This window comes from Synechococcus sp. MIT S9503 (assembly GCF_047304175.1).
Lineage (GTDB): Bacteria > Cyanobacteriota > Cyanobacteriia > PCC-6307 > Cyanobiaceae > Synechococcus_C.
The window spans coordinates 899025-912399 of record NZ_CP138955.1 but is presented as its reverse complement, the minus strand read 5'-3'; the positions used below and the strand labels follow the sequence as shown (position 1 = coordinate 912399).

Below are 13375 nucleotides of genomic sequence, written 5' to 3'. Positions count from 1 at the left end.
ACGGTGTCTTCAACGCTCCGCCATGGGCCCTCTGAACCGACCGATGCGCTCGCTTGCCAACGGTCTAGGAATGGCTTGGTGGGCCAGGGTTCAGACCCATGGCCCCGATGTCACCTACTGGTTCGGTCCATTTGTGCGTCGCTCGACCCTCGAGCGGGAGCTGCCTGCTTTTCTCAGCGATGTGGCTTCTGAATCTCCTGCATCACTGGACCATTCGCTGCTGCGCTGCCGTCGTACCGAACCCTTCACGATTGAATCCGAGGGATGAGCGCTGCGTTCAGAACGCATCTGGCTGATAGCGTCTCAGCTGCACGCAAATCCTGACCATGGCGATCGCCGAATGGCGTCAGCAACTGGCGAACGGGGAGGTGTCCGCAAGGGAGCTCACCGACCATCACCTGGCCAGGATTGATGCGGTTGACTCCAGCGTGCATGCCTTCCTGGAGGTCACGGCCGAGCGTGCTCGCGCCGATGCCGATCGCATCGATGAGTCTCGAGCTGCTGGAGAGGACCTTCCACCACTGGCCGGCATCCCACTGGGAATCAAGGACAATCTGTGCACCAGGGGAGTGCGCACCACCTGTTCCAGTCGCATGCTGGAGCAGTTCGTGCCGCCTTACGAATCCACGGTGACGGACCGGCTCTGGGCCTCCGGAGCGGTGCTTCTGGGCAAGACCAACCTGGATGAATTCGCCATGGGCGGATCGACCGAAACCTCTGCATTCGGTGCCACCGCCAACCCCTGGAATCCCGAGCATGTGCCGGGAGGCAGTTCCGGAGGCAGCGCTGCTGCGGTCGCCGCTGGTGAGTGCCTGGCCTCGATCGGTTCCGACACGGGTGGGTCGATTCGTCAGCCCGCCTCCTTCTGTGGTGTGGTCGGACTCAAACCCACCTATGGACGGGTCAGCCGCTACGGCCTCGTGGCCTTCGCCAGCTCCCTGGATCAGGTGGGTCCTTTCACTTCCTCCGTTGCGGATGCCGCCGAACTGCTGCAGGTGATGGCTGGCGCGGATCCCCGCGACTCCACCTGTCTGAAGGTTCCGGTTCCTGATTACATCGCAGCACTGTCCACCCCGATCAAGGGGTTGCGTGTCGGTCTGGTCAAGGAATGCTTCGACCAGGCAGGACTGGATCCGCAGGTGAAGGCTTCCGTGCTTGCGGCGGCCGATCAGCTCCAGGCCCTCGGTGCTGAACTCGTGGATGTGAGCTGCCCCCGTTTCAATGACGGCATCGCCACCTATTACGTGATTGCGCCATCGGAGGCATCCGCGAATCTGGCCCGCTACGACGGTGTGAAATACGGGTACCGGTCCGAGGATGCAGCTTCACTGGCGGCGATGACCGCCAGAAGCCGCGCCGAAGGTTTCGGCAGCGAGGTGCAGAGACGGATTCTGATCGGCACTTATGCGCTGTCAGCCGGTTATGTCGACGCCTACTACAAAAAAGCGCAGCAGGTGAGAACGCTGATCCGTCGCGATTTCGACACCGCGTTTCAGTCAGTTGACGTTCTGCTGACGCCCACAGCCCCCGGCACGGCATTCAGGAACGGTGCCCATGCGGATGATCCGCTGGCTATGTATCTGGCCGATCTTCTGACCATTCCGGCCAATCTCGCTGGTCTGCCTGCGATCAGCGTTCCCTGCGGCTTCGATTCCGGCGGTCTCCCGATCGGAGTGCAATTGATCGGCAACGTGCTCGAGGAGTCTCGTCTGCTTCAGGCTGCGCATCAGTACGAGCAGGCCGCGGATGTCATGAAGTCCAGGCCTGAGGCCGCACTTGTGCCCGCCTGAGTTGATCCGTTCAGTCTCGAGGACACCGCATCTGGTGTTGGAGTAACTCTGTGTGCACTGCATCTTGCGCATGCGCCTAAGCTGGGTGCATGGCATTCGTTCCTCTTCACAACCACAGCGACTACAGCCTTCTGGATGGTGCCTCTCAGCTGCCTCAGATGGTGGAGAGAGCCAAGGAGCTTGGGATGCCGGCTCTGGCCCTCACCGATCACGGTGTGATGTATGGCGCTGTCGAGCTGCTGAAGCTCTGCAAGGGCAGTGGTGTGAAGCCGATCATCGGCAATGAGATGTATGTCATCAACGGATCGATTGATGACCCGCAGCCCAAGAAGGAGCGTCGTTATCACCTGGTCGTGCTGGCCAAGAATTCCGTCGGTTATCGCAATCTCGTCAAGCTCACCAGCATCAGTCATCTGCGCGGCATGCGTGGCCGTGGAATCTTTTCGCGCGCCTGCGTCGACAAGCATCTTCTCGCTGAGTATTCCGAAGGACTGATCGTGGCCACCGCCTGTCTGGGTGGAGAGGTGCCTCAGGCGATCATGCGCGAGCGACCGGATGTGGCCCGTGATGTTGCCAGCTGGTACCAGAGCGTTTTCGGTGAAGACTTTTATCTCGAGATTCAGGACCATGGGTCTCCGGAGGATCGCATCGTCAATGTGGAGATCGTCAAGATCGCTCGGGAACTGGGGATCAAGGTTGTTGCAACCAACGACGCTCACTACCTGACCCGTAATGATGTTGAGGCCCATGACGCCCTGTTGTGCGTGCTCACGGGCAAGCTGATCAGCGACGAAAAGCGCCTCCGTTACACCGGCACCGAATATCTCAAATCTGAGGAGGAGATGGCTCACCTCTTCACTGATCACCTTGATCCAGAGGTGGTGCAGGAAGCCATCGCCAACACCGTTGCCGTTGCTGAAAAAGTCGAGGATTACGACATCCTCGGCCGCTATCAGATGCCGCGCTTCCCCATTCCTGATGGGCATACCTCGGTCACCTACCTGCGGGAGGTGACCGAGCTGGGTCTGCGTGATCGACTCGGTCTCACTGCGGCAGACACCATCGAGGAGGTGTATGCCGAGCGGATGTTGCATGAACTCAAGATCATGGAACAGATGGGCTTTCCCACCTATTTCCTGGTTGTCTGGGATTACATCCGCTTCGCCCGCGAGCAGGGCATTCCCGTTGGTCCCGGCCGTGGATCTGCCGCTGGTTCACTGGTGGCCTATGCCCTCGGGATCACCAACATCGACCCGGTCAGCAATGGCTTGTTGTTCGAGCGCTTTCTCAATCCCGAACGCAAATCGATGCCTGACATCGACACCGACTTCTGCATCGAACGCCGCGGCGAGGTGATCGACTATGTCACCCGGCGCTACGGCGGCGAAAAGGTGGCACAGATCATCACCTTCAACCGCATGACCTCAAAGGCCGTGCTCAAGGATGTGGCACGCGTGCTGGATATTCCTTATGGCGATGCCGACCGACTGGCCAAGCTGATCCCTGTGGTGCGGGGCAAGCCGGCCAAGCTCAAGGCGATGATCGGCGATCAGTCGCCAAACCCCGACTTCAAGGAGCGCTACGAGAAGGACCCCGTCGTGAAGCGCTGGGTGGACATGGCTATGCGCATCGAGGGAACCAACAAGACGTTTGGAGTTCATGCAGCTGGGGTGGTGATTGCCGCTGATCCACTCGATGAACTTGTGCCGCTGCAGCGCAACAACGATGGTCAGGTGATCACCCAGTACTTCATGGAGGACGTGGAGTCGATGGGTCTGCTGAAGATGGATTTCCTTGGGCTGAAGAACCTCACGATGATCGACAAGACCCTGGAGCTTGTCGAACAGACCAGCGGCCAACGGATCGATCCGGATCAGCTGCCTCCTGAGGACGAGGGTACCTTTGACCTGCTGGCCCGAGGAGACCTGGAGGGCATCTTCCAGCTTGAATCCACTGGAATGCGCCAGATCGTGCGTGATCTCAAGCCATCATCTCTGGAAGACATCTCTTCGATCCTGGCCCTTTACAGGCCAGGTCCACTTGATGCCGGCCTGATTCCCAAGTTCATCAACCGCAAGCATGGCCGTGAAGCGATCGACTTCGCCCACAGCACGCTGGAGCCGATTCTGAGCGAGACCTACGGAATCATGGTGTATCAGGAACAGATCATGCGCATCGCGCAGGATCTGGCCGGCTATTCACTTGGAGAAGCGGATCTGCTGCGGCGGGCCATGGGCAAGAAGAAGGTCTCCGAGATGCAGAAACATCGCGGCATCTTCGTGAAAGGTGCATCGGAGCGAGGCGTTGACGCCAAGGTCGCCGACGAACTGTTCGACCAGATGGTTCTCTTCGCTGAGTACTGCTTCAACAAAAGTCATTCCACGGCCTACGGCGCAGTGACTTACCAGACCGCCTATCTCAAGGCCCACTACCCCGTGGCTTACATGGCTGCCCTGCTGACGGTGAATGCCGGGGCTAGCGACAAGGTTCAGCGCTACATCTCCAACTGCAATGCCATGGGTATTGAGGTGATGCCTCCGGATGTCAATGCCTCCGGCACTGATTTCACCCCGAGAGACAGCCGAATCCTCTTCGGCCTCTCAGCGGTGCGCAACCTCGGTGATGGTGCAATCCGGGCCTTGATCCGCTCAAGGCAGTCCGATGGTGCATTTCAGTCACTCGCGGATCTCTGTGATCGTGTTCCCTCCAGCGTGCTCAACCGACGCAGCCTGGAATCGCTGATCCATTGCGGTGCGATGGATGCGTTGGAGCCTCAGGCCAATCGTGCGCAGTTGATCGCCGATCTTGATCTTCTGCTCGACTGGGCCGGCTCTAGGGCGAGGGATCGTGCCAGTGGACAGGGCAATCTGTTTGATCTGATGGCGGCACCGGCTGATGACGCCCCCGACAGCAGCTCGGACCTGAGCCTGGCGCCCAAAGCCCCACCGGTCAAGGACTATCACCCCAGCGAAAAACTGAAGCTGGAGAAGGACCTGGTGGGCTTCTATCTCTCAGATCACCCGCTCAAGCAACTCACCGCACCTGCACGGCTGCTGGCACCCATCGGCCTCGGCAGCCTGGAGGAGCAGGCCGACAAGTCGAAGGTCAGCGCCATTGCCATGGTCAGTGAGATGCGCCAGGTCACAACCCGCAAGGGAGATCGCATGGCGGTTCTTCAGCTTGAGGATCTCACCGGGTCGTGTGAAGCCGTTGTGTTTCCGAAGAGCTACGCGAGACTCTCCGATCACCTCATGGCCGAAGCGAGGCTGCTGGTCTGGGCCGCTGTGGACCGTCGCGACGAACGGGTGCAGCTGATCGTGGATGACTGTCGCGCGATTGATGATCTGCGACTGCTGTTGGTGGAGCTGGATCCTGATCAGGCCAGTGACGTGGCTGTTCAGCACAAACTGAGGGAGTGTCTCCAGGCCCACCGTCCTGACCAGGATGAGCTCGGTGTGCGTGTTCCTGTGGTTGCAGCTGTGCGCAGAGGCCCCGAAGTACGTTATGTGCGGCTCGGGCCCCAGTTCTGCGTCAAGGATGTGGCCGCGGCTCAGAGGCACCTGCAGAACAGTGCATTCACGGTGAGCTGCAGTGACCCGTTGATGAATTGAATCGAGCGAGGTCAGCTCTGTTTCTGAGCTTTGATCGAGCTGCGCAGGCGTTGCAGATTGGGCTTCAGATGCTCCAGTCCCAGCAATGTTCCCGGCTGGGATTCCCAGCTGGCGGAGAGCACGCCGTAGCTGAGACCAGCCAGGCCAAGCAGAAAGAACAAGCCTGAAGCCACCAGTGTGATGCTGGGTGGAATATCAAGGATTCCCCGGCTCACCAGCAGATAGCTGATCACAAAAACAGCCATCCCCATCACGGATGGCACTCCGGTGGAGATGGCAACCCGTCGGGCCATGCGGTTGGCTACATCCTTTGGGATGGCCTGATTGCGACCGGTCTCTGGGGCTGAACGACGCGGTTCAAAGGGGAGAGGGTCGCGCTTCTCAGCCATGGTGGATGCAGATTCCAGGGTGCGGCTCAGCCGCGGATGCCCAGTTTGGCGATCAGGCTGGTGTAACGCTCTTCGCTCCTTCCTCTCACATAGCTGAGAAGCCGCTTGCGGCGACCAATCATCTTCAGAAGACCCTGCCGTGAGGAATAGTCGTGGGTGTTCTGCTGAAGGTGGCTGCTGAGCTTCGAGATGCGCTCGCTCAGCATCGCCACCTGAACCTCAGCCGATCCGGTGTCGGTGGCATGGGTCTGGTGGGTGTTGATCAGCTGCTGCTTTTCGGTGGTATCGAGCGACATGCGCGGCGTCTGGCCCTGACAGTGCAAACAACTAATTTACCCTCCCGAGGTCCCTTCAGGCTGATTCGCTCAGCCAGCGCAGACTGGCGCGCAGCCACCCTTCGCCATCGTTCTCTTCCGGCACATCGGAACCACTGGCGACAGCGCGCATCGCCCGCCGGATCTCGAGGTCCTCGTAACCGAGAGTCTCGAGCGTGAGCTGCAGCTCTTGTAGAGAATCGGGCTGAATCGGCAGTGCTTTCAGGTCGCTGCGGTCAACGATTGAAAGAGGCATCTCATCGGTCACCGTCGACCAGGCGCTCAGTCGATCTCGCAGTTCCACAGCGATGCGCTCAGCCGTTCGCTTGCCGACCCCCTGCGCCTGCGTCAGCCGTTTCAGGTCCCCTTCAATGATTGCCTGGACAAGTTCCGTTGCCGTGCAGCAATCAAGCAGTGACAGAGCCATCTGAGGACCCACTCCGTTCACAGCGATCAACGTCCGGAACAGGTCGCGGTCTTTCTGGCTGGGGAACCCGTAAAGGCTTGAGCCATCGTCCCGCTGCACCTGATGAATCCAGAGGGTGCATGTGGCTGATAGCTGTGGAGGCTGATCCCGTCGGGTCAGCTGCACTTCGTATCCGACGCCTGAACAGGCCATAACAACGCCACGACGCCCGGCCTGCTCCCAGGTTTCGATCAGTTCACCCTGCAGCCAGCCGATCATCGAACGTTCCTGTCTGTTGACTCCTGACTGCATTCAATGATGCCTGCTGCAGCAGGATTCAGCGCCCCAGCAGAGTTTCCTCGGCGAACCGGTGATCGATCTGCGGTCACTTCGGGGGGCTGCATGGTTGCCTGGATCTCATGGCCTGCACCCCGGGCAACAGCTGCTCATGCCACTCGGGGGGAGGTCATTGAAGCCTTCATCACCCTTTTTTGTTGCTTCTGACATCGTTCTGGAAACAGGATCAGGGTGACATTGAAGATCATGATCGGTTGGTTTGCTGTTGAGAATCAGCCGCAGAAAATATCTTTGTTTCTGTGAATCAGTGTCTGGTGGATTCTGTCGGCCCGGATGAATGTTCACCGACGGCAAGCTATTGCAGGCAAACTCCCTGTTTCAGTCTCTTGCCTGTCGCAAAGCGACTGGTTCAGAGCTTCGACCGTACCTCCGATGGCGGCTCTCCTCACTTCACACGGCGTTGATGCTGATTAAAACTAAATCTGTTGTCTGAGAGCTGATTCGAAATCATTACCGCTTGTTCAACTGCTGCTGTCAGAGCTGGATTCATGTCTGCTGATTCCAATGTGGTGGTTTTGATCAGCTAGTTGATCAACTCTGATCCAAGTCGATGTGAATGCAATGAAATTTTTGGCCTCACTTGCTGCTTTTGCACTACTGGCTTTGCCTGTGAAATCCGATGTGCGTCCGATGGTCGGCGATCTCATGGCTGAAAAACTGTATTACGCAGAAGGGCGTCAGCATCCTGATCATCCCCTCCACAATTCTCATGAAGGACTTTGGGCTGGTTCAGATCGTTGAACTGTCATTGCTTGATGTTTTCTTTGTGAATCCATTTTTGGTTGATTCCCTGCAACTGAATTCTCTGCAGAGGCTTTGTAGCTTTCGTTACCTGAGTGGTGCTTAGCGTGTGAGATTGTGAGTGATTAATTTCTGAAACATGGCAAAGTTGCGACTTGCCCTTTACGGGGCCACTGCACTCGCTGGTGTTGCCTGGCCCTGGTATTGCATTTTTAAGTTCATCAAGGAAACCGAAGCTCTCGGTCTGACCGATCCAGTTGAAATTGTCGAGTTGTTCTCTCAAGGGGTCTGGGCGAATGCGTCAGCGGGTTTTATTGCAGCTGATCTAACGCTTGTTCTGATTGCTTCCTTCGTTTTTTATGTGGCTGAAGGTATCAGGTTGAAGATGAAATTCTGGTATCTCTATATAGCCGTTACTTTTGCTGTCTCATTTGCGTTTTCATTCGGGCTTTTCATGTTCAACAGGGAGCGCAACATGATGGCAGCAGCAGCATCCGATCAGTCGTAACCGGACGGGAATGGTGGAGTCACGCAAGGCTTCAGAGTTCGAAGTTCCGACTTCACCATTACCATTGTAGTTAGCCTTGACTCGACGTTTCTTGACGATCACTTCAGGCAGCGGAAATGAACGGTATCCAGTTGATCGGAATTACGGAAATCAACGTTTCTGATTTTTTAGGACGCTTTTCGATGTTTAACCCCATCCGCAGCTTGTGCAATGCGTTTCTGGCAATGTTGCTTGTTGGTCTGATCAGTGTCGGTCTGACGTCTTGTTCGTTCGGAGATCAACCACCACGTGGTGTGATTCTTAGCGCCCTCGGTCAGCAGATTCAGCTCACCCAGAGCGCGATCGCCCGCTCCCTTGATCTGGAGGCTTCGGGGGTGCCGGAAGTGACCCGTGTCCGTCTGGAAGAACAGGAAAGCCTGAGTATCGGCGATCAGAAAGGCGTTCATCTCATCGGTCGTTTCGACTGGCGGCTTCCCGGCGATGTGGTGAAGGTTGATAGTCCGTTTGAACTTTTTCTTGAACGGGGCGAGCGAGGTCAGAGCTGGCGTCTGGCCTTGCCGAGCGGATCCGATGACGGCAGTTCCCAGACCTGGATCACCTATCCCCTGGCGATTGATCCGGCCTGATTGGTCTGTCTGGCGCTGAGGCTGATTAGCGTTGCTCCGAGCACGCACATTGCTCCGATGATCACCGTACCGGTCACCGGTTCAGCGAAGATCAACACCCCCCAGAGGGTGGCGAACACCACCTGCACGTAATTGATCGAGGTTGCCCGCGCAGCGGGCAGCGCAGCAAGGCCCTCGGTGAGCCAGACCTGTCCCAGCTGCGTCAGTAGGCCGACCCCGACCAGCCATAACCATTCTGATCCCATGGGCAGAACGAACCCTCCCACCAGCAGCGGCAAGGTCGCCGGAACCGAGACCAGTGGGAAATAGAACACGATCACCAGAGGGTGCTCACGCACTGAAAGCTGGCGCACGCTCACGTAGGCGAGTGCGGTCAACAGTGCTCCACCGAGTCCGATCAATGCTGAGAGAGGAGGAAGCCCGGCCATCGACTGTCCGGCCCATTCCGGTTGCACCACGAGCAGAACACCGAACAGTCCGAGCGCGACGGCCAGGCTGATCCGCTTGCGGATCGGCTCCCGGAGCAATGCCCAGGCGCAAAGTGTTGTCAGAGTCGGATACGTGTACTGAAGAAGGGTTGCAGCCGCCAGAGGCAGGCTTGATATGGCGTGAAAAAACATCAGCAGCGCACCCGTGCCGAGCGCTCCCCTCACCAGCAACAACCCTTTCTGCTGCCCCCAGGGCGATACCCCAAGCAGTGACATCATCGTGAGTGTGATCACGAGGCTGATCACCGAGCGAATCAGAACGACCTCGGCCACTGGCAGACGTCCTCCGAGGTGTTTGACGCAGACGGTCATCAGACTGAAGGCCAGAGCCGCGCCGACCAGACTGACGCAGGCCTTCCATTCCTCGGGGCGCTGCGATCCGCGGATGGTTGTCAGCAGTCCTCGCATTCAGCGGTCTGCACGGTAGTTCTCAACGATGCCATCCACCGGTTGGTCTTCAGCCTGCCAGGACCCTGTGCGCAGGATTCGGTTCAATCCACAAGTGAGCCCGGATCGCGCATCACGATGCGATCGGTCAAGTCAAGGATATCTTTGTCGTGAGTCTCCATCAAGGTCGCGATCGACGTTGAACGTGGTCTCTCGCAGAATGGGCTGATGGTTACCCCCCGACTCCATCCACGCACTATCGAGGCCGTCAAGGAGCGGGCCGACATCGTTGATGTAGTCGGTGAGCACGTGGTGCTCAAGAAGAAGGGGCGTGAGTACGTCGGGATCTGCCCCTTTCACGACGACAGCAAGCCGTCGATGACGGTGTCTCCCGCCAAACAGTTTTATTACTGCTTCTCCTGCGGCGCCGGTGGGAACTCGATCAAGTTCCTGATGGAGTTCCAGCGACAGAGCTTCAGCGAGGTGGTTCTTGACCTTGCCCGTCGTTACCAGCTGCCGGTGGAGACCGTCGATGGACCTCAGCAGGAGCGACTGAAACAGCAGCTGTCCCGCCGCGACAAGCTTCACCGTGCGCTGGCACTCGCCACGGGCTGGTTCCGTTCCCAGCTGCGAACCGACGCCGGTGCTGAGGCTCTTCGCTACCTGCGCGAGGCGCGTGGTCTGAGCGAGACCACCCTCGATCAGTTCGAGCTCGGTTACGCGCCGGATGAGTGGGATGGCCTGCTCAAGCATCTGCAGCAGGTGGAGGGACTTGCTCCCGAGCTGCTCGAAGCCGCCGGCCTGGTGGTGCCCCGCAAGGGTGGAAACGGTTTTTATGACCGCTTTCGCCATCGGGTGATCGTTCCCATTCGTGATCGCCAGGGACGGGTGATCGGTTTCGGTGGTCGCAGCCTGGATGGCAGCGAACCCAAATACCTCAACTCGCCTGAAACGGAGGTGTTCGAGAAGGGCAAACATCTGTTTGGGCTTGATCGGGCTTCATCCGCGATCCGCAAGGACGACAGAGCGGTGGTGGTGGAGGGTTATTTCGACGTGATCGCCCTGCATGCCGCGGGTGTCACCAACTCCGTTGCGTCCCTGGGAACGGCCCTCAGCAGTCAGCAGATCACCCAGCTCTGTCGCTGCAGTGATGGCAAACGCATCGTTCTGAATTTCGACGCCGATGGCGCCGGCGTGCGCGCCGCCAACAGAGCGATCGGTGAGGTGGAGCAGCTGGCTCTCCAGGGTCAGCTGGAGCTGCGTGTTCTTCACCTGCCGTCGGGAAAGGACCCGGATGAATTTCTCAAGGAGCATGGGGCAGGTGATTACCGCGCTCTGCTGGATCAGGCGCCCCTCTGGCTTGACTGGCAGATCGAACAGGTCCTGGAAGGACGCGATCTCAGCAAGGCGGATCAGTTCCAGCTGTCGGTGTCCTCCCTGGTCGCGCTGCTTGGCAAGCTCCCCCAGTCCGCCATCCGCACCCACTACATCCAGCAGGTGGCCGAGCGCCTCAGCGGAGGACAGGGGCGTCTTGCTCTGCAGCTGGAGGAAGATCTCCGGCAGCAGGTGCAGGGTCAGCGCTGGCATGGACGCTCAACCCGACATGAGAAAGCAGGTGAGGCCTCTCAGCGGGAGCGCTCCGAGGCGGAGATTTTGCTGCTTTATCTGCATTGTCCCAACCATCGGGCTGGAATCCGTCAGGAACTAAGGCGCAGAGAGCTTGAGGATTTCGCTTTGCAGCACCATCGTCTGCTCTGGTCAGGCATCACGGATCTGGAGGAGGGCAATCTCGGCAGTGTGCGTCTGGAGGCAATCAGTCGAGGACAGGATCGCGGCGATGAACTGGCCGATCTCGATCTGCCGCGATTGCTCACGGATCAGCTTCTGCTCGAGAAACGTGATCTGGTTTCACGTCTCACACCCCTGCTCGAACCGGATGAGCTTCAGCGGGTTTCACTGGCTCGGCCGATGGATCAGCTGCGTGGAACGGCGGCGATGCTGGAGCGTCAGAAAAGTCACAAACGCTGCCGGCATCTGCTGGAGGCCTGGACCGGGCAGCGGTTGCAGACCCTGGAGCGCTGCATCGCTGTGTTGATCGACCAGGAGAAAAATGAGCATTCATCTACAACGGATGACAAAAACGTCGACATGGAGCAGCGGATCCACGCGATGTTTGAAGACCTGAACGCTGAAGCTCTCAGGTTTCAGGAGTTGTATTACAGCGAACGTCGACATATTCAGCATCTCGATCAACAGCGCTGCGCCGGTTACGCCTCGGAACAGCTACCAAGCTCAGAACCTGCCACATCGGTCAACGGCTGAGTCACCGACCCATCCAGCCTCCGTCGACAACCAGGGTCTCTCCATGCACATAACTCGAGGCATTGCTTGCGAGAAACACCACCGGTCCGCGCAGATCCTCAGGGGATCCGAAGCGACCGGCGGGGATGCGTTCCAGAATCTGCCTGGATCGCACTGGATCCGACTGAAGAACCGCAGTCATTTCCGTGTCCACATAGCCGGGTGCAATGGCATTCACCCTCACTCCGCGTCCAGCCCATTCATTGGCAAGTGAGCGGGTGAGATTGGCGAGGCCGGCCTTGCTTGCGGCGTAGCCGGCCACATTCAACCCTCCCTGATCACTCAGGATCGAGGCGGTGGAGATGATGCTTCCCCTGCCATTCGCCAGCATCGATCCGCCGATCCGGCGACTCACTCTGAACGCAGAACTGAGGTTGACCTCCAGCACCATGTCCCAGAGCGCATCGCTGTGATCCTCAGCCGGTGATCGCCGCACGATGCCGGCGTTGTTCACCAGCACATCGATCACCGGATGCTGGCTCAGCACCTCCTCCAGCACAAGGTCGACGGCATTGCGGTCCCTCAGGTCGCATCGATAACCGTAGAACCGGCGACCTCGCCTGCGGATCGCCTCCCCAACCGCGCTGTTGCTCGGATTCAGTGTCGCGCTGATCCCAATGATGTCTGCACCTGCCTCTGCCAGTGCATCTGCCATGGCCAGTCCGATCCCGCGGCGACATCCCGTGACCAGGGCCACCTGGCCGTCCAGCCCGAACAGCGAATTCTGCATGGTTTGGTGCGTGCCTAAACGGTCATTCTTGAGCTTTCAGGCACTGGGCAGCAGACCTTCACGGCGGCATGATCGGAAAGATTGCGTCTGGAGTTCTTTGTCTGAATTCTTCGAAGCGTTCTGGCATGGTGAGGGCATCGGTGATGGCGGTGATCTGCAGGAAGCTCTGCAGGCTTTCGTGACCGTCAAGCCTGACGACAACGACTGGATTGCAGCTTGTGCGGTCGAGGAGGCTGCTCCGAGAATCGAGCGATTTCCTTCATTTGATGCCTATCTCGATAATCAGGACCCTCTGGAAGTGATTGAGGTGACAGCGCAGATGATTGTGGTGGCCATTGAACAGCTGCCTGTCTGATGTCTTCTCTATCCATTGATTTTGCGGCCAGCGCGCCAGTGAACGATCTCTGGCCATCACTTGTGGAGAAGCTCGGCCTCGAACGTTCGCAGCGCGCGGTGCGGCAGGCTCTCGATCTTCAGGCGATGCAGGGCAGCGATGACACTTTGCCGGTTTTGTTCTGCGAGACCTGTGGTCTTGCGCTTGCCAGCACTGATCTGCTGCGTGAGCAAACCGGGCTCAATGGCCATGGAGATGATTTTGTGCTCTTGTTTTCCTCCAGATCCAATGCAGTGCAATTGGTTTGTCCGAAGTAAGGTTTGATTTTTTGGT

At 58.4% G+C, this 13375-nt stretch carries 14 protein-coding genes; 9 read left to right on the top strand and 5 right to left on the bottom strand.

Annotation, left to right across the window (positions count from 1 at the left end):
• Positions 1-22: 22 nt before the first annotated feature.
• The 3 genes from SIB56_RS05015 to SIB56_RS05005 all read left to right on the top strand — a co-directional run bounded on the left by SIB56_RS05015 (position 23) and on the right by SIB56_RS05005 (position 5401).
• The gene (locus tag SIB56_RS05015) at positions 23-268 is read left to right on the top strand and encodes a DUF1816 domain-containing protein (protein ID WP_413326020.1); all 246 of its coding nucleotides are present in this window, start codon (positions 23-25) and stop codon (positions 266-268) included.
• Positions 269-326: 58 nt separating this feature from the next.
• Complete coding sequence (gatA, locus tag SIB56_RS05010) at positions 327-1790, top strand: Asp-tRNA(Asn)/Glu-tRNA(Gln) amidotransferase subunit GatA (protein WP_413326018.1); 1464 nt, start codon at positions 327-329, stop codon at positions 1788-1790.
• Between the two features lie 89 nt (positions 1791-1879).
• Positions 1880-5401 carry a DNA polymerase III subunit alpha gene (locus tag SIB56_RS05005; RefSeq protein WP_413326016.1) on the top strand — a complete coding sequence of 1174 codons (3522 nt, stop codon included), beginning with the start codon at positions 1880-1882 and terminating at the stop codon, positions 5399-5401.
• Between the two features lie 11 nt (positions 5402-5412).
• Here the strand turns inward: SIB56_RS05005 and SIB56_RS05000 are convergent, their stop codons facing one another.
• Genes SIB56_RS05000 through ruvA form a run of 3 tightly spaced genes read right to left on the bottom strand, consistent with a single transcriptional unit; the run spans position 5413 to position 6789 of the window.
• Positions 5413-5790 carry a PAM68 family protein gene (locus tag SIB56_RS05000; protein ID WP_413326014.1) on the bottom strand — a complete coding sequence of 126 codons (378 nt, stop codon included), beginning with the start codon at positions 5788-5790 and terminating at the stop codon, positions 5413-5415.
• Positions 5791-5816: 26 nt separating this feature from the next.
• Positions 5817-6086, bottom strand: coding sequence for a 30S ribosomal protein S15 (rpsO, locus tag SIB56_RS04995; RefSeq protein ID WP_413326012.1), 270 nt, complete (start codon positions 6084-6086; stop codon positions 5817-5819).
• 55 nt (positions 6087-6141) lie between these two features.
• Positions 6142-6789, bottom strand: coding sequence for a Holliday junction branch migration protein RuvA (ruvA, locus tag SIB56_RS04990; protein ID WP_413327142.1), 648 nt, complete (start codon positions 6787-6789; stop codon positions 6142-6144).
• Between the two features lie 639 nt (positions 6790-7428).
• Between ruvA and SIB56_RS04985 the strand changes: the two genes are divergently transcribed.
• The 3 genes from SIB56_RS04985 to SIB56_RS04975 all read left to right on the top strand — a co-directional run bounded on the left by SIB56_RS04985 (position 7429) and on the right by SIB56_RS04975 (position 8742).
• A complete protein-coding gene (locus SIB56_RS04985) occupies positions 7429-7608 on the top strand; it encodes a hypothetical protein (protein ID WP_413326010.1) in 180 nt (59 codons plus the stop codon).
• Between the two features lie 139 nt (positions 7609-7747).
• Complete coding sequence (locus tag SIB56_RS04980; RefSeq protein ID WP_413326008.1) at positions 7748-8116, top strand: DUF2834 domain-containing protein; 369 nt, start codon at positions 7748-7750, stop codon at positions 8114-8116.
• A gap of 224 nt (positions 8117-8340) precedes the next feature.
• The gene (locus tag SIB56_RS04975; protein ID WP_413327139.1) at positions 8341-8742 is read left to right on the top strand and encodes a hypothetical protein; all 402 of its coding nucleotides are present in this window, start codon (positions 8341-8343) and stop codon (positions 8740-8742) included.
• On the opposite strand, the gene SIB56_RS04970 is transcribed toward SIB56_RS04975, so the two are convergent.
• The gene (locus SIB56_RS04970; protein WP_413326006.1) at positions 8715-9638 is read right to left on the bottom strand and encodes a DMT family transporter; all 924 of its coding nucleotides are present in this window, start codon (positions 9636-9638) and stop codon (positions 8715-8717) included. The two genes, SIB56_RS04975 and SIB56_RS04970, sit on opposite strands and share 28 nt — an antisense overlap.
• 207 nt (positions 9639-9845) lie before the next feature.
• Here SIB56_RS04970 and dnaG point away from each other — a divergent pair, with 207 nt between their 5' ends.
• Entirely contained in the window at positions 9846-11939 is a 2094-nt protein-coding gene (gene dnaG / locus SIB56_RS04965) for a DNA primase (RefSeq protein WP_413326003.1), read from the top strand.
• Between the two features lies 1 nt (position 11940).
• Here dnaG and SIB56_RS04960 read toward each other — a convergent pair whose 3' ends face one another.
• The gene (locus SIB56_RS04960) at positions 11941-12708 is read right to left on the bottom strand and encodes an SDR family oxidoreductase (protein WP_413326000.1); all 768 of its coding nucleotides are present in this window, start codon (positions 12706-12708) and stop codon (positions 11941-11943) included.
• A gap of 97 nt (positions 12709-12805) precedes the next feature.
• On the opposite strand from SIB56_RS04960, the gene SIB56_RS04955 reads away from it, so the two are divergent.
• Positions 12806-13063, top strand: coding sequence for a hypothetical protein (locus SIB56_RS04955; protein ID WP_413325998.1), 258 nt, complete (start codon positions 12806-12808; stop codon positions 13061-13063).
• Positions 13063-13359 carry a hypothetical protein gene (locus tag SIB56_RS04950; RefSeq protein WP_413325996.1) on the top strand — a complete coding sequence of 99 codons (297 nt, stop codon included), beginning with the start codon at positions 13063-13065 and terminating at the stop codon, positions 13357-13359. Before SIB56_RS04955 ends, SIB56_RS04950 begins: the two co-directional genes overlap by 1 nt.
• Positions 13360-13375: the final 16 nt, after the last annotated feature.